Genomic DNA, 19,443 nt, shown 5'->3' on the forward strand with positions numbered 1-19,443 from the left:
TTGGCCTTACGGTTGCTAGATGTTGAGGGTCTCTTTTGACCTTTACAATATAATAATTAGAATTTCATTATGAACTAACATAGCCGATACAGACTCCCAAGATCTGTAACGATAAATGACATAAAACGCACCATGTGGGTGGTGTGTTTTTAAGATAGCGAAAGCAGGGGATGAGCAGATGATAGCCTATAAAAGACTAAAAGCCCGTTATCGAACCGGTGTGGTGGTTATGGCGTTGACTGCAGCATGTTTAACCGTGACGCAAACAGCCCAAGCTGCCACAGAAAAAGCGATGGCTGCTAGCTTGCGCCAAGCTGCCATGGTTGGTGATACCAGCCAGATTAATACACTGTTGGCCAATAAAGTTGATCTTAACCGGGCCAGCTCTGTGGGTCAGACCGCATTAATGTGGGCCGCACAGGAGGGCCATGGGTCGGTGATCAAGCAGCTACTACTGGCTGGTGCCGACCCCAACCGCAAAGATCAGTCCGGCTTTACGGCTTTAATAACAGCTGCACAAGAGGGGCATGAGCAGGCGGTTTTGGCGCTTTTGCAATCCTCCAAGCTGGATAAAGATGCCCAGAGTAACCATGGACGTTCAGCCGCGACAGAGGCTGCCCGCTATGGTCATGAAGGGGTTATGACTCTCTTGATCAGTCATGGTGTTAACCTCAATCATCAGGATGGCCATGGTCAAACCCCACTCATGTTGGCCGCTCAAGCTGGCCATAAAACCATGGCCAGTATGATGGTGGCCTCTGGTGCCGATGTGGATGCCGCAGGTCGCTACGGTATGACCGCTCTGATGGTGGCAACAGATGCTGGCTACAGTAGCTTGGTGGACCGTCTGGTGCGTCTCAAGGCAGATCTCTCCATAAAGACCTCGTGTGGCTGTACCGCACTCACACTGGCTGCAGATCGTGGTTATGCATCCATTGCTGAGGCATTGGTTAAAGCCGGTGCAGATATCAATACGCGTAATGAAGATGGTCAGACGCCACTGATGTTGGCGGCAAAGGGGGATCATTTGGATGCTGTGCAGATGCTCCTTAAGCATGGGGCCAATCAATTTCTCTTGGATCATACGGGTAAAAGCGCTCTAGATCTTTCCCCCGGTAGTCATCTATCAGGTGTGGGCCAATTGTTGATAGAAGCACGCAACCTGTCACGTATGACCGCATCTTTGCGGTAAAGCATGGCGCTGACACTCTGTTTACAGAGTGTTGCCATCGCCCCCCATCTCTTCCTCCCCCCCCTTAGTGGAGATGGTGTGGGCGTGAATTGAGGGCCGGAGTCCTGCCAGACTCCAGGCCCTTTTTTTGTGGGTAAAGCCCTAATCTTTTTGGGGTAAAAGAGAAGGTAAAACTCAATCAAGTCCCCTGTGTTTTATGAGGTTTCAGAGGGGGGGTATTCTTAATGATGTGCATGGTGGAAAACTGGGGTCTAGCTTACGTGACTGTCTGCCCATGCGGCTTTTTCACCATGGGTGTGTGGGGGAGGCTCTGTTGATCCCGTAGCGTTTTGTGTCGTGTACACAGATCAATAAAATCCATAGCTCTAGACGGTTAAAGGGGGCCAGCTTGCCGTTGACCCCCTTCACAGAGTGAGCGTTGCGAACGCTCAGGGACCCGAAGGTCCAAATATCTATTACTGTGTGATGATTTTTGAGGATTTGATGCCATCAAAAGGTACCAGGGCAATCCAGTCCTGACCAGATAGCCCGCCATGCACCCGCTCTTGCCAGTGGCCTTCATCCCCCATGATAAACTCACGGTAACCATGGTCATGGTGTAGGTATGTTTGTCGGACACGGCGTACTTCAGAGAGAAAGCGTGCATCATCAAAACCAGTGCGGGTAATACGCCCTAAAAAGGCTCGGCAACCTGTGTCGGCTAGAAAACGGTCACTGGTATGGTGTTCCAAATAGTGGTCCAGTAGATAATCTCCCCGGATGCCTAAACGGCTGAGATAGTCAGGAATCCACTGTTTACCACGGGTTAGCTGGGCCTCTAAGTGGACAAAACGGCGTAACCCACCATCCCCATACGCATAGATAAACAGTTTTCGCCACTGGGTTGGGGTGATCATCATGGTGGCCATGGCGGTCAGGACACAGCCCAACTGTCGGGCACGGATATCCAGAATACGCAGACGATCGTGGTTTTCAGCATGATACCCCGAACGCTGCTCTTTTAGAGTCAGTTCAAGGTAGGCACTGAGATCATCACTTTTATAGCGGTTAGCGCGATGGGTGGTGATACGTCCCAGGATGGTATCGATGACCAGTTCCAAGGCATCGGCAAAGGTGGTGAACTGTTTGGGGTCGCCATGAAGACCGTTATGTAGGTTGGCCACATGGGGAAGGACCAGCCCAATCTCATGAAGTAGGTCAAGCTCTTCACGTAGATCATGCACCCGTTGGGTAAAATCTTTGGGGGATCCTATGTTAGATGGATCGGTATGGGACCAGCGCCCCATACGTCGCATAAGTCGTTGAAAGGATACAACGCGAAGTAGCCTTTTATCGCAATGATCATAACGATCATCACCAAGGGTTGAATGTGCATCCATGTGCAGACCCATGCTCACCTCCTTTGAAGTATTCAACTCATGAATAAGACATATTTCCATTGGCAAGGTTCGAATGAAAATTTTTATGCCCGCTAAGTTGAGTGTATGACGTGGGAGCCACGCTACGTTTCAAAGGTTTGCACGAGAGTCGGATGAGAAGAAAAAAAACCATGCATACGCAAGGGGTGGGTAAGCAGGTATCGACAGGTCGACCTGTTTGTCAGGCATGTTTCTAGGTTTGAGCTCAGTGTGGTTCGACCGGTTGGCCGAACCACAACATGGTTTGATCTTAATAGAGTGATTATGGAATTTTTGCCTTGCTGCAAACTTAGACGTTATCTCCTGCGGCATCCTCTGATGCGTTCATAATATAGATCAGTACTTTCCCAGCCCCACCGGATGCGTCGTTTACAATGGCTCTTACTCGGATTTTATGGTTCCCGGTAAAATCGACCTGCAAAGAGTCTTGATCATCATATTTGGACCAGTACTGCTCCAGGTTGGAACCATCATTCACGCTAATGGCAACACCGTTATGGCCATTTTCAGGTTGGTAGTAATAGATTTTCAGGTCGTGCTCAGTCGGTGTTTCAACGTTCGTGTTTAAAGCGTTCGTGAGTTTGTAGGCACCTGCAGCACCAAACAGGGCGGAGTCGTTTTTTTGGAACCCAAAAATGTTGGCATAAACGGTCTCAGCCGTTCGTGCCGGAATGGCAATGGTACCTGCTTCTTCCGTCGCTGGCATCAAAACGGTTTTGCCATGGTGATTGTATAGGTCAGTAAAGGGGGAAAAGAGAAAATTGTAGTCAGAGTCGTTAATAATAAAATGTTGCTGCTGTTCATCTTTAAACATTAAGGGGGCCAATGCGCCAAAGACAACAGCTGTCACACCAAGAGCTGCAATCGCCACCGTTGTTGCGGAGGCTGCTGCCGTCGCCGCTGCGGCATCTTCCCCTGCGGCCATGCCGACAGCAATTTCAGCCTCAGAACCTTCTATGCCTGCTGTTGCATCGGCTTCAGCGACAGCACTGGCTTCCGACTCAGCCGCCTCAGCATCAGCCTCGGTCGTTGCACTTACGGGGTCACTGGCCCGTGCTTTTAAAAAGCCAGCAACGGTACCCAGTAGACCGGTCCCTGATATGGTTTCTGAAATGACGATAAAGGTTGAACCGCTGCCATTTTCAATATCTGTAACCTGTTCTTTATAGATATCAAATATTTTTTGTGGCATGGCATGGTCCGCACTTTCTGGTCGGCAGGCCTTGTGCCAGAGGTTTAACTTTTCTCGCACACCATCTTTTGTTAAATCAAAGCTAATTTGCTGTGTGGCACTGGCATCTGATACATCAAAATCATAACTCATCGTAACGCACCTTTGGTAAAATTTATATTGTATCCATGCATATCATGAGTAATAAAATAAAGACAAGAAGTAATCTTAAGGTGTATGGGTTGATGTTAGAAAGGGCGTGTTATGGCCTGCCTTAAAATGGATTGTTAATTGTAAATATAAGATATACAAAATAGTTATTATGGTTATATAGGGTCCGAGTATGAGCGAGTAAAGATTAATTGGCCGGGTGGGTTGTATATGTCTTTAGGTATTAAGATGTGTTGTGTCGGTGTGTGCTGGCATCCATGATGTTGCTCGAGAAATTGGGATGCAGAGGCTTAGAGTACGGCAGCCACGGTAGAGTACGGCAGCCACGGTAGAGTACGGCAGCCACGGTAGAGTACGGCAGCCACGGTAGAGTACGGCAGCCACGGTAGAGTACGGCAGCCACGGTTGGATCATGCAGGGGGGGATGTATGTTATCAGGTGCGATGTTACCCGCTATTTTGGCGTTCCATCATCGCTTTTAAATCGGCAAAAGGGTTATGGGTTGCGGCGGGTCCTTCATCTGGTTTTAAACCACTGCTGCCGTACATTTGGGCTTCGGTCATACGAGCATGCTCATTATCATGGCAGTACAGGCACAACAGCTCCCAATTGCTGCCATCTTCAGGATTGTTGAAATGGTCATGATCCTTGTGGTGAACCGTTAACTCTTGAAGGTTCTTGTGGTTGAACTCCCGCTGACAGCGGCCACATACCCAGGGGTAGATGCGCAGTGCCTTCTCACGGTAACCACCTGATTTCAGAAGTTTACTGATGCGACCTTGCAACTCGTCCATGCTCATATCACACTCCTACAAATCTCGAAAATCTGGCCCATTGCCCCCCTCAGGTGGGGTCCAACGAATGTTGTTGAAGGGATCCTTAATATCACAGCTTTTACACTGGAGACAATTGCCCCCATGACGACGGTACTGAATAGTCCCGTCCTCGCTTTGTTTGACCTCAAAAACCCGTGCAGGGCAGTAGCGTAATTCAGGAAAACCGTAGGTTGCCCCTTTACGGGCAGGCAGCGCTGGATCACGCAACTGTAAATGCGTAGGTTGATCTTCCTCATAACTCAAACCGCTACTGGCCAAGGCCTGTTCCACCGACCGGCTGGTTGGAGTCTCTGTGAGCGGCTCACTATGCTGCCATGTCTGGTTGGCGGGCCATGGTTTTAATCGCGCCCGGTCCTGATCTTTCCAGCGTAGAGAAAAACCATTCTCCCCGTTGGCTCGTAACCCTGTCAGGGCGGCTACGGCCATACCCCCCAGTTTACCACCAACCCGAAAACCTGCTCTAACATTGCGCTCTTCCTGCAGCGTTTTGGCCAGATCAGAGGCTTCCCATGCGTGTTGATATGGGCTTAAACCGGTTTGGCTGACATCTCCATCACTCCATGCCTGAACCAATGTCTTGGCCGCTAAAATACCGGAGTGTATGGCCCCTTTAACCCCTTTTAACCGGGCAGGATTTAAAAACCCCGCACCATCCCCCACTAGGACACCACCGTTGAAAGTAAGCTTGGGTAGGGCCATCCACCCCCCCTGGCTAAGGGTGCGGGCACCATAACCAATGGCTGTGCCCCCCTTTAATAAAGGGGCAATGGTTGGGTGGTTTTTCCAGCGTTGAAAAGCGGCATAAGGGTCAAAGGTCGGGTCGGTATAGTCCAAACCAACCACCAGACCCAAAGCAATACGGTTTTCTGGCAGGTGATAGATAAACCCACCCCCATGGGACTGGGTCATAGGCCAGCCGACGGTGTGCCGGGTTGTGCCCGGTACACTTTTGGGGACCGACCAAAGCTCTTTGATGCCCAACCCGTAGGTTTGTGGGGTACACCCTTGGTTTAGCCCCAACTGTTCGATCAAAGGTTGGGTGAGGAAACCACGGGTGCCTTCAGCCAGGACAGTCAGTTTAGCCTGAATATTAATACCCGGTTGGAAGGTGGCCTTCTTCTCACCATGGCGGTCGATACCCATATCTCCGGTCACCACACCACTAATAGTCTCACCATCCTGCATGAGATCCACGGCGGCAAAACCGGGAAAGATCTCTGCACCCAGAGATTCAGCATGGTCAGCCAACCAACGGCAGAGAGCACCCAGGGCGTAGAGGTGGGCACCGTTATCGTGCCACTTTTTAGGGTGTGGCAAGGCGACGGCTCGGTTGGCCGTTAACATCTGCGTGGTGGCGTGTTTAACCGTGGTTAAAATCGGAGGGGGGGTTGAGGGGAGGGCATCATCCTGAAACAGCTGATCCAAGGCATCGGGTTCAACCAAGGCCCCTGAGAGTTGATGACCCCCAATACGGGCAGCTTTTTCTAAAATACAGAGTGTAATTTCCTGCTGCTGCCGTTTGGCTTGTTGCAAAACCGCAATGGCGGTTGCCAGCCCCGCTGGACCAGCACCGACGATGGCAATGTCATAGTGTAGGGTATCTCGGGTCATGATCACGGGCCTCAGGTGGAGTTTCCCCCTTCTTTTTTGCGCCCAAACATGGTGGGTTCAAATAAGTCGGGTGATCAGCCGAGCCATGGAACAAAAGACGCAACTGGTGAGATTTCTGATCCATGGCATGACTTGGGAAGCATGAAGAAAACCTTGGGTAAAAGGCCCAATCGCCTTATTTCTTGGCTTCCTTCTCCAGTATTTCAAGCTCTTCCTTAAAGCGGGGAATTTGGCTCTCCATTCCGGCTACTTCATCAACCCGCAGGGCAAAGGCAATGCCGGTTCCAGGGCTGGCAAAATCACCACCTTTGTGGATGGCATCCAGGATGAGTGTGGTCAGGTGTTCTTCAACCAACATCAGGGAGATATCCCGCTGAGTATCCAGGGTCAGTCCAAAAAAGGTACGTGCCTCATGAATACCAGTGCCACGTCCAGGCAAGATCGTAGCGCCAGTGGCGCCGGCTGCTTTGGCCGCATCAACAATACGATCGGTTAGATCGGTTCGGGACATCACAACGATCAACTTAAATTGCATGGTATGTCTCCTTCATAATCAGGATTCTTGATCCTGTTGAGCAGCGTGCTGTTTTTTAAAATTACGATTGGAAAGCCACTCTGCCACTTGAGCATAGCCCATGACCGACATGATGGGAAACAGACTGGCAAACGCGATCAATCCAAAACCGTCCAGTGCCGGATTACGGCCTGGAATGGTGGCCGATAACCCCAGACCCAGTGCCGCCACCAGGGGCACGGTCACGGTGGAGGTGGTTACCCCGCCGGAATCATACGCTAAGGGGATAATCATCTTGGGTGCAAAAAAGGTCTGGACGATGACCACCAGGTACCCGGCTACAATGTAATAGACCAGGTCATGCCCAGTGACAATACGAAAGGTACCCAGTGTAATCCCCACCGCGACACCAAAGGCCACGGCAATACGTAGGTGAAAAGGTTCTACCGCACCGCGTGAGACCTCTTGTGCCTTAATGGCCACCGCCAACAGTGAAGGCTCAGCAATGGTGGTGGAAAAGCCGATTAAAAAGGCAAAAAGATAGACCCACCCATAGCGCCACCAACCGGGATTATCCGGTACCTGTTCAGAACCAAACACCAACATAGGGTCTGACAGTTGTGTGGCCATTAATTTCCCGATGGGGAACAAAGCTTTTTCCAGACCGGAGAGAAAAAGGGCCAAGCCCAACAGAACGTAGATAAATCCAATGATGGTATTGCGGGCGTGGGGTAGGGGTTTGCGCAACACTAGGAACTGAAAACCCACCAGTAACAACAGAATCGGTAGGATATCCCAGATGGTTTGGAAAAGGGTTTTCCCCAGTTCAAGGATCAGTTCCATGGCTCACCCCGTCCCCATGATAATGGTGCCATAGGCCATCACAAAGATCATGGGCAACAGACTGGCAAAAGCAATTAAACCAAAACCATCAATCATAGGGTTGCGTCCGTGGATGACGGAAGCCAAGCCAACCCCCAGTGCGGTGACCAGTGGTACGGTGACTGTAGAGGTTGTGACACCACCGGAGTCAAAAGCGATACCGATAATGGCGTCGGGTGCAATAAAGGTCATACCCACCACAATGACATAGCCTGTGATAATCAGGTAGTGAACAGGCCAGCCTTTGATAATGCGCACCACCCCCAGCACAATGGCAAATCCAACCGATAGGGCGACACTTAAGCGTAGCCCCCATGCGTAGCTATCCATACTTTCTTGGCTGTTCTCAATCACCCCACCCCCGGCGGCCACACTGGCTGCTTCAGCGGCCACGGCAATGAGGGCTGGTTCGGCCACCGTGGTAGAAAAACCCAGTAGAAAAGCAAATAGGATCAGCCAGACAGCATTCCCTTTATAGGCGAGGTTATGGGCCATGTTTTCCCCAATGGGAAACAGTCCCATCTCCAGACCCCGTACAAAAAAGGTTAACCCCAGCATGACCATGATTAGGCCTGTGAGGATATCACCTGGATTGGGCAGTGGGCGTTGGAGTACAACCCCTTGGAAAAAGGCAATAACCAGAATGATAGGTAGCAGATCCCGAAAGGCATCTTTTAACCATAACAGTGGTACAAACCAAGCGCGGGCAATGGACATATCAAGCTCACATCAACGCATCGTACGGGGCCTGTTTCCCCCGACGACGCATAATGGCACCGGCAATCATACCTAAAATCAGCACGCCAGCACCGGAAAGAAAAAATTGGGTTTCGGCACTCTTTTCCAGTACCCGTTTATCGGCGGTCACATTCTGCAGATCACGCTCCAGGGTGGCCACCCGCTGTTCCAGGTCCTGATTGGTTTTTTCCAGCTCAATGGCATTTTTAGAGACCCGTTTAATGTGCATAAGCTCAGACTCAAGACGTCGCTGATTGCGCAATTGGCCCTGTAGCTCAGCCAACTGTTCTCGCAAGCCGTCCCGGTCCCGGATCGCTTGATCTTTTTGGGCAATAGCTTGATCGAGCAGTGTTCGGGCAGCCGGCTGGTCGGAGAGATAACGACGGAGCACCCACCCTTCACGGCTGGTACGACTACGTACCCGATCCCAACCCTGATCCCCTTTTTCCAGGATCTCGACCCCTTCACCCGATTTCAGAACCTGGCGAATGCGGTATTTATTGCCAGGGCCACCACGCATCATAATACGAAATTCGTCGGTGACATAGCGGGTTGCCGCATAGGATTCAAGAGCGAACCCCAGCATAAAAAACACCGCAAGTAGTAGCAAAAATATAGGTTTAGTCGATGGCCGTATTGAGCCCATGACGCAGATATCCGTGACAAGTTAATCGGTATAACCGAGTTTTTTGGCGGCTTGCCCTTGCACGCATTTATCTGTTTGATAATACGTGCTTGAATCCAATGGGAAAATGGGGCAAATTAAGCGCTTTTTTCATGCGCCGCTTCCCCACCGCCTATGGTCTGGGGCTGTGGCAATGAGTATAGTGAAGGGCTTCCCTTCCGGCAAGCGTACCTAACCGGTACGCCGAAGTTCATTTCAGGAGTAGACACCATGCCCATGCGCAAACAGGTGGATAAGGTCAAAGTTCTCATTGAAGCACTACCCTATATGCGTGAGTTTGAGGGTAAGACCTTTGTGATCAAGTATGGTGGTAACGCCATGGTGGATGATGCTCTGAAAAATGCCTTCGCCCAGGATGTTATCCTCATGCGGCAAGTGGGTATTAACCCCATTATTGTTCATGGTGGTGGTCCTCAAATTGGTCACATTATGCAGCGTATGGGCCTAGAGCCCAAGTTTATTGATGGTCTGCGCGTGACCGATGAAGATACCGTCAGTGTGGTGGAGATGGTACTGGCTGGTAAGGTGAACAAGGATATTGTAAATCTGATTAATCTCAATGGTGGTCGTGCGGCTGGTCTGTCTGGTAAGGATGGCCATACCATTCAATCCCGTAAGCGTACCCATGTGCGTAAGGGACCTGACGTACAGGTACCTGAGATCATTGACTTGGGTTGGGTGGGGGATGTGGAACGCATTGAGACCAACCTGCTAGATCGCTTCCGTGCTTCGGATATTATCCCCGTGGTGGCTCCGGTGGGTGTGGGGGCGAATGGTGAGACCTATAACATCAATGCCGACTCTGTTGCGGGTCACATCGCCACCGCCATGCAGGCTGAAAAGCTGATTTTGCTCACCGATGTTCCCGGTGTGCAGGATAAAAATGGTGAGCTGATGAACCAAATTTTAGAAGGGGATGTGGATGAGTTGATCCGTAATGGTACGGTCTCCGGTGGTATGATCCCCAAGGTGGAAACCTGCCGTACGGCGCATGCGGGTGGTGTGAATGCCAGCCACATTATTGATGGTCGTATCGAGCACGCACTGTTGCTTGAGGTCTTCACCGACCGTGGTATCGGTACGGTTATTCGTTAATCCTCGCTCCAATAAACCTCATAAGGGGGCTAAGCCTGTTTTCAAGGCTTAGCCCCCTTTTTTATGCCGTCATTCTGATCGGTTGCCCCGACCCGCCATAAAAGCAGAAATAGGCATAAAATGGAGAGTAATGGATCTTCTCTACCCTTCCTTACGTTAGATATTATGATGCACATCACACCTTGGTTGTCATAAACGTGGTCTGCTCTATCAACAGCTAGAACAGCGGGGATCTGGTGTGTACCGACAATTGATCCCACAACAGGATGGTCAGGTTGCCTGTGATTTTGAAGCAACCCATACGCCACCGGCCAAAACAGCTCTGGTTCATGCACAGGGTGCAACCTGGTTGATCACCCCCATCCATCCCGTGCCCCATCTTTTGGTGGTGGGTGGAGGGGTGGTGCCCGACCGGTTGTATCCCTAGCCCATGACTGGGTTGGATGGTCTCGGTGTGGGATCCTTGCCCAGCCAATGCGCAGCGACGTTTTTTTATGAAAGCAGACCATCTGTTGCAAGGGCCCGTTATGCAACGGCCTGCTTTTATACCGAGCCAACGGGTGGATGCCGCCGTATTGATGAGCCACAATATTTCGTTAGATGCTCAAGCTTTGGTACAACTGAATGGGCAATCTCTCACCTATTTGGCGTTGCTCGGACCCATCAATCGGCGTAAGTGGGTGATACAAGTGGCAGGTCTACAGAATGAGTATCTCCACCCTCCTCTGTGTGGTCCTGCGGGGCTGAATATCGGTGGGGAGTTGCCTGAGAGTATGGCACTTTCTATCTTGGCAGAGGCCCACGCTGCACTGTATCAATAGAATGGCCGTTCACTCAGTGAGGTTATGGTCGCATGAGGTTGGCAACCCTGATCATGGGCGCTGGTGAGAGCCGTCGTTTTGGTGGGTAAACCGTTGCTTCAGCACGCTTTGGACCATGCACAACAGCTAACACCGCACATCACTATGTGGTCACCGGGGCTTGGCATGACACGCTTAGCCAGGCCATGGTACAGGGTACACTCTCAACCACGCAGCTTCTGTATGATGCGCAGTGGCAACGGGGGTTGGGAAGTTCATTGGTATTTGGTATTGCGCAGTTGTTAGACCAACATTATCGGGGGATATTGATTCTCTTGGGGCATCAAGTTGGTCTGACGCAAGGTGATCTACAGAAACTGGTGGGGGCGTTTAACCCCAAGGGGTGTGCCTGTGCTTTCTATCACGGGGCACCGGGTGTACCCGCCCTATTTAGGGCTGAGACTTTTCACCACTTAACCAAGCTATTTGGACCACGTGGTGCCAAGTCTCTATGACAGGGTGATCTTTTTCCCGTGCAGCCTATGGCTGGTGCAACCCTGGATATCGACCGGCCGGAAGATATCCAGGGTGGATGATGCGGTCTCATTTAGGTGGTGGGTGGCTGGGTATCTTGCATACTTGGGCGTTGTGCAAATTCGGTGTACCAGTCGGCCAACTGTGTACACCCCTGACGCCACTCCAGCTGTGGCAGACGAAAATCCAAATATCCTAACGTTGCGCCCAGTGCCAACTGTCCCAAGGTAAGTGGCCCGGTATAGGCGTTGAGGTCGCTTTCCACATGTTGCGCACTGCGTAAAATGGCAGCCTGCCAGTGCTTAAGCCATGATAGGGATTGTTCTTCTAGGGGGCGTTTGAGCTCAGTGACCATACTTAGAGCGGCATCCAACATACCATCGGTTAGGGCCTCCTGGCACAACACCTGCCAACGGGCATCCCCCTGGGGAATAAGCTGTGGGGTGCGGTTTAGATCATCTAAATAGGCACAGATAACGGGACTGTCATAGAGTTGGTGTGTGGTATCGATAATGAGTGTTGGTACCTTACCCAAAGGGTTGAGTGGGGTAATGGTACTGTTATCGGCCATGGGGTTGGCACTTTGAAGATCCAACGGAATACGCTTTTCTAGAGCAACCATACGAACTTTTCGGGCGTAGGGGGAGGTGGGTGAGTAGATCAGGCGCATGGATCTTTCCTTTGCATGGCAGATGATAAAATCTCTCTATTCGAGGCTGTTTAGCCTCTAAGGTTTCGGAAATTTTACCACCTGACCGTATTGGTATGAATCGTCCCCCAATGTGTCCCCAGCTTGTGATTAGGATGTTTAAGCGCGGGCTTTTTAGGTTTTCTTCCCACCAATACGTTGAACAAATCTGGGTAAAAACAGCACGGTTGCCAGCAATCCCAAAGCCAATAGGGCTTGATGTATCAAATCTTCCCCACCGATGGCGGCCTCCCGCCCTACATAGCCTAACCATGTGTAGGCCAATGCACCAGGCAGCATACATATCCAAGTGGTCAGCAGATAGCTGAGCCAGGAGATGCCAGTTAACCCCAGGGCATAGTTAAGTAGATTAAAAGGAAACAGCGGAACCAGACGCACAAAGGCCACAAAGCGCCACCCCTCTTGTGCCACCCCCTTCATGAGGGTCGCCAAGCGTGAACCAGCGCTGCGCTGAACCCACGCTGCACCTAAGTGGCGTGCCAGTAAAAAGGCGCATAGGGCCCCAAGGGTTGCCCCTGTCAAATTGAGTAGTGTTCCAATAAAGGGACCAAAGAGGGCGCCTCCGGCTAGGGTTAAGAGAGCGCCGGGAAAAAATAGGATCGTGGCCAGGATATAGATTACCAAAAACACCACCCATGCCATGGGACCAAGGTTTGCCATCCAGGTGGTGATGGTTTCCAACGTCAGGGTTTGGCCCCACCATAAAGTGATGGCAACCGCGATCAGTAGTAAGGCTATACCCCATAAGCGCCATCGGCTATCGATAGGTTTCATGATCTAGCGTCGATTAAGGGGGTAGGCGCCGATTTTATGTATAAACGGTAACCTCAGCATGTCGGGCAGGGTATTGGTTATCTGAGGGTTCCTAAAAGTCTCCAGACCAATTGGCATCTGTTGGTGTCCTTCCGGTGGCTGGGCAAGATAGGTTCCCATAAGCCGGTCCCACCAAGGTAGGTTGACCCCAAAGTTGCTATTGGCCAAAGGGGCCTGTACAGCCTGGTGGGCACGGTGCATATCCGGTGTGACCACCAGCCACCGCAGTAGACGATCGAGAGGGATTGGCAAATGAATGTTGCCATGGTTAAACATAGCGGTTGCATTGAGCAGAACTTCAAAGATCAAGACAGCGACGGCCGAAGGGCCAAGGGCCGCAATAACCGCCAGTTTAATACCCATGGAAAGTAGCATCTCAATGGGATGAAAACGGGCACCGGTGGTGACATCATAATCCAGATCTGCATGGTGCATGCGGTGTAAACGCCAGAGTATGGGGATGGTATGAAACATCACATGTTGGGTATAAATGGCCAAATCCAACAGTATAACCCCCATAATCAGCGCCAGAGTGGGGGGGATATCCCAGTTATTCAGCAAGCCCCACCCATGGGCTTGGCCCATGAGTGCCAACCCTATCGCGGCTGTGGGAAAAAAAAGACGTAGGGTTAGGGGGTTGAGTGCAATAATTCCAAGATTAGCGCGCCAGTGGGCATATTTGGGTAGGCGTAGTGTGCGTCTGGGGGCAAGCCACGCCCAGAGCGCAACCGTGGCAAAAATACCAAAGAAAAAGCTAAGCCGAAGCCATATTTCATGGTTCAGAAGTGCGTCCATGGTACACCCTTTCACCTCCAAAAAATCTTATTCAATGGATTAGTTGAATATAGGGTGTGGGGGATGTTGTCAATGGCATTCTTGTACAGGAATGAGCTTAACCAGTAAAAATCCACCCCAGAGCAGACGATCTGGAATAGGCCTTTCCAGCCACCGGCCCCATGTCCACGGTTGGGTGAGGAACAGTGCGGAGCTCATGGCGCCAACCTGCCAGTTTGGGTGAGGTCCAAGTGCTACTTCAACCTGTTTGGTAATCTCTTGTGGTGTGTACCAACGGGCTTTTTGGTAACTCCTTAAGCGGTGGCGCTGTGTATACAGCAGGCTATGACGGTTGAATAGGCCCAGGAGTATGCTGTGACGGGCGACACGGGTACACTCACGTAAAACCTGATCTGGGTTATCCATAAAAGGTAGGCTGGTGATGGCAGTTATGTGGTCAAAGGAGTGGTTTGTAAAGGGGAGCTGTTGGGCACGGCCGTGTGTCCAGCTAAGGTGAGGTGCTAAGGTTTTGGCGTGGTGTAGTGCGTCATGATCCACATCTAGCCCGGTAACCTCTAGTTTCTCTTCTTGGGCCAGTCGGCGAGAAAAATAGCCTGTACCACAGCCAACATCCAGCACGCTCTGCCCCGGTTGTAGATCCGCCAGTGTGCGGATGAGTGCGGTCTCTCGGTCGCCGACCCATTGGCCCATCGGTGTTTGGTACCAGGCTTCATATATGACAGGGTTATGCATGGCATTCGTTTGGGGTTGCTGGGTGAAAAGACGTGGTATTTAAGGATTTATATTCAACAGAATAATTGAATGTAAAAGGCTTGAAAAGAGGTTTACGTCGAATAGGCCTGTTTATCATCGGGTGTGCATCCTATGATGGCTTGCAAGTAGGCGACCCAACAGTCACAGGCTTGTGGGCATGGTACTTTCACAATGGATGCCGGTTGAAGCGATATGGAAACCAACAAACCCTATAAAACACAAATCTTTGATCAGCTTGCCCGTGTTGGCAAAGCGCTGGCCAACGGACACCGGCTGGAACTGTTGGAATTTTTAGCACAGGGAGAGCGTACAGTGGATGCCTTGGCGGGGGTCTCTAAGCTCTCTGTGGCAAATACTTCCCAACATCTACAAGTGTTGCGGCAAGCAGGTTTGGTGGATAACCGTAAAGAGGGGCAGAAAGTTTATTATCGGCTTTCGGATACGCGGGTCATTGCGTTGATCTCTTTAATCCAAGCCTTGGCCGAGGATCATTTGGCCGAAATGGACCGCTTGATCGCAGCCTATTTGACCAGTCGTGATGCCATGGAGCCGATGCCCGTTGATGAGCTGTTGGTTCGGGCACGCGAGGGTAGTGTTACGGTATTGGATGTTCGCCCACCTGAGGAGTATGCTGCGGGTCATTTACCCGGCGCCATTAATATTCCCCTAAAGGAGCTTGAGGCACGTCTGGCGCAACTGCCCAGCGGGCAGGAGGTGGTGGCCTATTGTCGAGGTCCCTACTGTGTGTTGTCCTTTGAGACCGTCGCCATTCTTCGCGCTAAAGGGATCAAAGCACGCCGTCTTCAGGATGGCATGCCCGAGTGGCGATTGGCTGGCCTGCCTGTGGAAGGGGCAAACCCAAGCGACGACCCCGTGCATTAACAGACCAGGTATCGTTTTTTCAAAACCCTATGCGCTGTGTTTTAATCCTTTAAAGCCCGCTTGAGCCGCTCCAAATCATCCACATGACCGGTGCAGATCAGAATATCGTCCCCATGGATGATAAAGTCATCATGGGGTTTAAAATGCATTTCGGTATCCCGTACAAAACCCATGACAATGACATCGTAAATATGGCTGATGCGGGAATCCCCCAAGCTCATATTGCAGAAACTGGATGCTTTAGGGACCAACAGCTCTTCAATTTCCAGATCCACATGGTCCCGTCGCAGGGCCAAATCAAAAAAGCGTAAAGCGGTAGGGCGTAAGGCGGTATAAGCCATATACTGACCACCATCAAACGAGGGGGAGATGGCGCGGTCTGCACCTACCTTCATTAACCGTTTGACCGATGCATCACTACCTGCAGCGACAATGATATAACAATCCTCCCGGCTTTCTCGGATGGTGAGAATCATATAGACATTGGTGGCTTCATTATCAATGGCACTAACCACACCGCGGGCACGTGTTAAACCCATACGGTTCCAGGTCTCCTCATCGGAGACATCCCCCATAATGGCGGTCCAACCTTTGCGGATGGCGTCATCCACCAAATCTTGTTTCTGCTCAACCACACAAAATGAGCGCCCCTCAGCTTGCAGTGTGCGGCAGATCGCCTGACCGGTAAGGTTTAGTCCACACACAATAAAGTGATCACGGAGTTTCTCTACCTGCCGCTCCATACGTTGCTCCTTCAACTCAAAAATCCGCTCTGACAGGGCCGAGACAATAATGGAGGTCATTAAAACCGTAACCCACATGCCGACCAGGGTACCGGTTATGGCAACCATGCGACCGGCATCGGTAGCAGGGGTGATATCCCCATAGCCCACCGTGGTAATGGTAATAATGGTCCAATAGAGCGCCTCCCATAAGTTGGTAATATCAGGGTTATGACCCCGCTCTACCACAAAAAAGGCAAGGGAGACCATGCCAAACACAACGGCTGAAATGGTAAACAGCGAGGTCAGTTCAAAGGCACGTTCGGTAATGATGTTACTGAAAAAAGTTAACCGCTTAGAGTAGCGGAACAGTTTAAGAACCCGTAATACCCGTAACACCCGCAATAAGCGGAAGGCACGGAACATGGGTAAAATGGCCAACAGATCCACAATGGAGAGGGGTTGGCGCATCCAACGCACTTTGAACATAATCGCCGTGCGTAGTGCCCGGAACATGGCCAAATAGGTTTTATGTCGATGACTCCGGCGACGCTCCCGTTGAAAAGCTTCATCAAAATCCAGGGTAAAGTCGCTGCAAACCCACCAACGCAACATATATTCGATCAAAAAGATGACGCTAAAGGCGGTTTCTAGAAAATCAAAAAAAGCCCGCTCTTCAAAGGTCAGGTTGGGGTCAGATTCCAGAGCCATTTCTGTTAAAGAAGCAATAACAATCAACATCATCAAGATGTTAAAAGCATTTCTGGCACGGCTGGTAGGATCTTCCAGTAGATGATAGAAGATGGATTTAATACGACCGCGTTTACGACGTTGGTAGGCCATGTAGGGAGATACCCTATGAAAAAGGGAGACCACCAGGGGTAAGCCACATCTGGCACCCCAACCCGTAAGAATAGACTCTTCTATACCTAGCACATCTTATGCCCTTATCTATAGGCATACACACTTTTTTCGGTACTACAGGAGAGATGCTCAAGTATTGAAAAGTGTTTGGATGCCCCCCCCCTTTATACAGCGTGCCGAATAAACCCCATTTACCGGGTTGGACTGGCGTTAAACCGCTAACAGAGGTAAAGTGTGGCTAGTTTTCTAGGACCATAAACGGCCCTTTATCGCCAGAGTATGACAAAGCGGCTGCCAATTTTATTGAAACACCTTTTTCTAAAAGTAAAAGGTGGCAACGAGCGTGACTTTCATGAGTGCCTTCGATTCCTCAACTCCGCTTACCCGGTTTGACCAGCTGGTTTCCTACATGGAGGCAGGCTGTACACCTAAAGAGCAGTGGCGTGTTGGTACCGAGCATGAAAAATTTGGCTTTCGTAAGCGAGACCTTACGCCTATTCCCTATGAAGGGGAGGCGGGTATTGGGCGCCTATTGCATAACATGGCAGACCGCTATGGCTGGCAACGGGTAGAGGAAGCCGGTCATGTGATTGCACTGATCAAAGATGGTGCTTCGGTTACCCTGGAGCCTGGTGGTCAACTGGAACTCTCAGGCGCTCCTTTAAGTACCATTCACCAGACCCAAGATGAGATTAATGAGCACCTAAACCAGCTTGGTGAAGTGTGTCGGGATCTGGATATCGCGTTTACCGGTTTGGGTGTGCAGCCCAAATGGCCCTTTAAAGATATTCCCTGGATGCCCAAGGGGCGTTACCGGGTTATGCGTGAGTATTTGCCCACTAAAGGGCATTTAAGTCTGGATATGATGGCCCGTACCTGTACGGTCCAGGCCAATTTTGACTTTGCCAGTGAAACGGACATGATCAACAAGTTCCGTCTGGCCATGGCACTACAACCCCTGACCACCGCCCTATTTGCCAACTCCCCCTTTGTGGATGGCAAACCCAACGGTTTTCTCTCTTACCGGGCTGAGATCTGGCGTTTTACAGATCCAGATCGGTGTGGTTGGTTACCGTTTGTGTTTGATGACGATTTTGGTTTTGCCCGGTATGTGGAGTACGCCCTGGACTGCCCCATGTTGTTCTTGTTGGAAGATGGGGTGTATGGACATGGCGGTGGGATACCTTTCCGTGCCTATCTGGAGGGTAAACACCCTGCTAAACCGGGTGTGTACCCCACGGTGGCAGATTGGGAGACCCACCTGTCCACACTGTTCCCGGATGTACGCTTAAAGCACTATATGGAGTTGCGTGGTGCGGATGCTGGTAACTCCCGCACACTGTGTGCGCTGCCAGCGTTATGGAAAGGTCTGCTGCATGATGATGCCGCGCTATTGGCGGCCTGGGATCGGGTTAAACGTTGGGTGCCAGAGGAGCGGAACCGTATTCACCTGGAAGCACCCCGTCTGGGGCTACAGACCCGTACACCGGAAGGGATTAGTTTCCGTGCTTTGGGTCTCTCTATTCTGGAGATTGCACGGGCTAGCCTGCATCGTCAGGCCCAACGTAACGCCAAAGGGTGTGATGAATCCATTTTCCTCGATCCCCTGTTTATTACCGTTGAGGATAACCAAACACCTGCTGAAAGGCTGTTGGATGCCTTTAAAGGACGCTGGAAAGGTGCGGTTGAGCCGATCTTCTGGGAAGAGGAGTTTGAATCCTTTTATGCAGAGTGTAGTAAGTCCTCATGATGTGGAGGGCCCCACTAAAACTGGAAATAGATAAACTGGCTGATGGGTCTTAGAAAAATAAAGACCAAACCCATGATTACAGCCAGCATGATGGTCTCCAGTATCTTTGGAATAATCGGCCAGCTACGTTGTGTCAGATAGGGCCAAATATGGTGGCTGACCCCATAGCTGAGTAAAAAACCCAGCAGTACCAGCGCTGTGACCAGATAGTTGTTTTCACGCATACCCAGCCACAGATAGCGGCTGGGTTGAAAAAGATGGCTATAAAGGGTCCATGTCTGTTCCAGGCTTTCCGCCCTAAAGGGAATCCAGCTCAGCATGACCACAGGTAGCGTGATTAACCACCCCGCCACATGGCGTATGGGATAGGACCAGTGTTTGACGACTTGGCGTCCATTCCGATACGCAAAAATCCAAATGGCATGCAGCAAACCCCATAGAACAAATGTCCAGGCCGCCCCATGCCAAAGGCCCATAATGGCCCATGTAAGAAACAGACTACGGGTAA

20 protein-coding genes and 1 pseudogene are annotated in these 19,443 nt (G+C 50.9%); 7 read left to right on the forward strand and 14 right to left on the reverse strand.

The features are described 5' to 3' along the window. The first annotated feature begins 178 nt into the window (after nucleotides 1-178). Complete coding sequence (locus V5T57_RS18820; RefSeq protein ID WP_332892807.1) at nucleotides 179-1,192, forward strand: ankyrin repeat domain-containing protein; 1,014 nt, start codon at nucleotides 179-181, stop codon at nucleotides 1,190-1,192. Between the two features lie 455 nt (nucleotides 1,193-1,647). Here the strand turns inward: V5T57_RS18820 and V5T57_RS18825 are convergent, their stop codons facing one another. From V5T57_RS18825 to V5T57_RS18860, 8 genes are all read right to left on the reverse strand, one after another. After that, entirely contained in the window at nucleotides 1,648-2,583 is a 936-nt protein-coding gene (locus V5T57_RS18825) for a hypothetical protein (protein WP_332892808.1), read from the reverse strand. Between the two features lie 316 nt (nucleotides 2,584-2,899). Beyond that, a complete protein-coding gene (locus tag V5T57_RS18830; RefSeq protein WP_332892809.1) occupies nucleotides 2,900-3,934 on the reverse strand; it encodes a hypothetical protein in 1,035 nt (344 codons plus the stop codon). Between the two features lie 464 nt (nucleotides 3,935-4,398). After that, nucleotides 4,399-4,752 (reverse strand): YajD family HNH nuclease, encoded by a 354-nt coding sequence (locus tag V5T57_RS18835; RefSeq protein WP_332892810.1) that lies wholly within the window; start codon nucleotides 4,750-4,752, stop codon nucleotides 4,399-4,401. 9 nt (nucleotides 4,753-4,761) lie between these two features. Next, nucleotides 4,762-6,399 carry an electron transfer flavoprotein-ubiquinone oxidoreductase gene (locus V5T57_RS18840; RefSeq protein WP_332892811.1) on the reverse strand — a complete coding sequence of 546 codons (1,638 nt, stop codon included), beginning with the start codon at nucleotides 6,397-6,399 and terminating at the stop codon, nucleotides 4,762-4,764. A 175-nt stretch (nucleotides 6,400-6,574) separates the two neighbouring features. Further along, nucleotides 6,575-6,934 carry a P-II family nitrogen regulator gene (locus tag V5T57_RS18845; RefSeq protein ID WP_332892813.1) on the reverse strand — a complete coding sequence of 120 codons (360 nt, stop codon included), beginning with the start codon at nucleotides 6,932-6,934 and terminating at the stop codon, nucleotides 6,575-6,577. Between the two features lie 18 nt (nucleotides 6,935-6,952). Next, nucleotides 6,953-7,756 carry a DUF1538 domain-containing protein gene (locus tag V5T57_RS18850; protein WP_332892814.1) on the reverse strand — a complete coding sequence of 268 codons (804 nt, stop codon included), beginning with the start codon at nucleotides 7,754-7,756 and terminating at the stop codon, nucleotides 6,953-6,955. Nucleotides 7,757-7,759: 3 nt separating this feature from the next. Then, complete coding sequence (locus V5T57_RS18855; protein ID WP_332892815.1) at nucleotides 7,760-8,512, reverse strand: DUF1538 family protein; 753 nt, start codon at nucleotides 8,510-8,512, stop codon at nucleotides 7,760-7,762. A gap of 7 nt (nucleotides 8,513-8,519) precedes the next feature. Next, nucleotides 8,520-9,119, reverse strand: coding sequence for a TIGR04211 family SH3 domain-containing protein (locus tag V5T57_RS18860; RefSeq protein ID WP_332892816.1), 600 nt, complete (start codon nucleotides 9,117-9,119; stop codon nucleotides 8,520-8,522). Between the two features lie 309 nt (nucleotides 9,120-9,428). On the opposite strand from V5T57_RS18860, the gene argB reads away from it, so the two are divergent. The 4 genes from argB to V5T57_RS18880 all read left to right on the forward strand — a co-directional run bounded on the left by argB (nucleotide 9,429) and on the right by V5T57_RS18880 (nucleotide 11,628). Then, nucleotides 9,429-10,313 carry an acetylglutamate kinase gene (gene argB / locus V5T57_RS18865; protein ID WP_332892817.1) on the forward strand — a complete coding sequence of 295 codons (885 nt, stop codon included), beginning with the start codon at nucleotides 9,429-9,431 and terminating at the stop codon, nucleotides 10,311-10,313. Nucleotides 10,314-10,551: 238 nt separating this feature from the next. Further along, nucleotides 10,552-10,740 (forward strand): hypothetical protein, encoded by a 189-nt coding sequence (locus V5T57_RS18870; RefSeq protein WP_332892818.1) that lies wholly within the window; start codon nucleotides 10,552-10,554, stop codon nucleotides 10,738-10,740. A gap of 16 nt (nucleotides 10,741-10,756) precedes the next feature. Continuing rightward, complete coding sequence (locus V5T57_RS18875) at nucleotides 10,757-11,134, forward strand: XdhC family protein (RefSeq protein WP_332892819.1); 378 nt, start codon at nucleotides 10,757-10,759, stop codon at nucleotides 11,132-11,134. A 146-nt stretch (nucleotides 11,135-11,280) separates the two neighbouring features. Then, nucleotides 11,281-11,628 (forward strand): nucleotidyltransferase family protein, encoded by a 348-nt coding sequence (locus V5T57_RS18880; protein WP_332892820.1) that lies wholly within the window; start codon nucleotides 11,281-11,283, stop codon nucleotides 11,626-11,628. A 92-nt stretch (nucleotides 11,629-11,720) separates the two neighbouring features. Here V5T57_RS18880 and V5T57_RS18885 read toward each other — a convergent pair whose 3' ends face one another. The 4 genes from V5T57_RS18885 to V5T57_RS18900 form a co-directional block, all read right to left on the reverse strand. Beyond that, nucleotides 11,721-12,317, reverse strand: coding sequence for a glutathione S-transferase N-terminal domain-containing protein (locus tag V5T57_RS18885; protein ID WP_332892821.1), 597 nt, complete (start codon nucleotides 12,315-12,317; stop codon nucleotides 11,721-11,723). A gap of 153 nt (nucleotides 12,318-12,470) precedes the next feature. Continuing rightward, nucleotides 12,471-13,130 (reverse strand): TVP38/TMEM64 family protein, encoded by a 660-nt coding sequence (locus V5T57_RS18890; protein WP_332892822.1) that lies wholly within the window; start codon nucleotides 13,128-13,130, stop codon nucleotides 12,471-12,473. A gap of 3 nt (nucleotides 13,131-13,133) precedes the next feature. Further along, nucleotides 13,134-13,964, reverse strand: a complete 831-nt coding sequence (locus V5T57_RS18895; protein WP_332892823.1) for a sterol desaturase family protein — start codon at nucleotides 13,962-13,964, stop codon at nucleotides 13,134-13,136. A 69-nt stretch (nucleotides 13,965-14,033) separates the two neighbouring features. Next, nucleotides 14,034-14,654 carry a class I SAM-dependent methyltransferase gene (locus V5T57_RS18900; protein WP_332892824.1) on the reverse strand — a complete coding sequence of 207 codons (621 nt, stop codon included), beginning with the start codon at nucleotides 14,652-14,654 and terminating at the stop codon, nucleotides 14,034-14,036. Nucleotides 14,655-14,909: 255 nt separating this feature from the next. Between V5T57_RS18900 and V5T57_RS21025 the strand changes: the two genes are divergently transcribed. Further along, entirely contained in the window at nucleotides 14,910-15,599 is a 690-nt protein-coding gene (locus V5T57_RS21025; protein ID WP_442918242.1) for an ArsR/SmtB family transcription factor, read from the forward strand. A gap of 41 nt (nucleotides 15,600-15,640) precedes the next feature. Here the strand turns inward: V5T57_RS21025 and V5T57_RS18915 are convergent, their stop codons facing one another. Next, nucleotides 15,641-17,164 (reverse strand): NAD-binding protein, encoded by a 1,524-nt coding sequence (locus V5T57_RS18915; protein WP_332892825.1) that lies wholly within the window; start codon nucleotides 17,162-17,164, stop codon nucleotides 15,641-15,643. Nucleotides 17,165-17,537: 373 nt separating this feature from the next. On the opposite strand from V5T57_RS18915, the gene V5T57_RS18920 reads away from it, so the two are divergent. Beyond that, nucleotides 17,538-18,935, forward strand: a complete 1,398-nt coding sequence (locus V5T57_RS18920) for a glutamate--cysteine ligase (protein ID WP_332892826.1) — start codon at nucleotides 17,538-17,540, stop codon at nucleotides 18,933-18,935. A 14-nt stretch (nucleotides 18,936-18,949) separates the two neighbouring features. Here the strand turns inward: V5T57_RS18920 and V5T57_RS18925 are convergent. After that, nucleotides 18,950-19,443: pseudogene (locus V5T57_RS18925) on the reverse strand (MBOAT family O-acyltransferase); the annotation flags it as partial.

Origin of the sequence: Magnetococcus sp. PR-3 (assembly GCF_036689865.1) — a bacterium.
Lineage (GTDB): Bacteria > Pseudomonadota > Magnetococcia > Magnetococcales > Magnetococcaceae > Magnetococcus.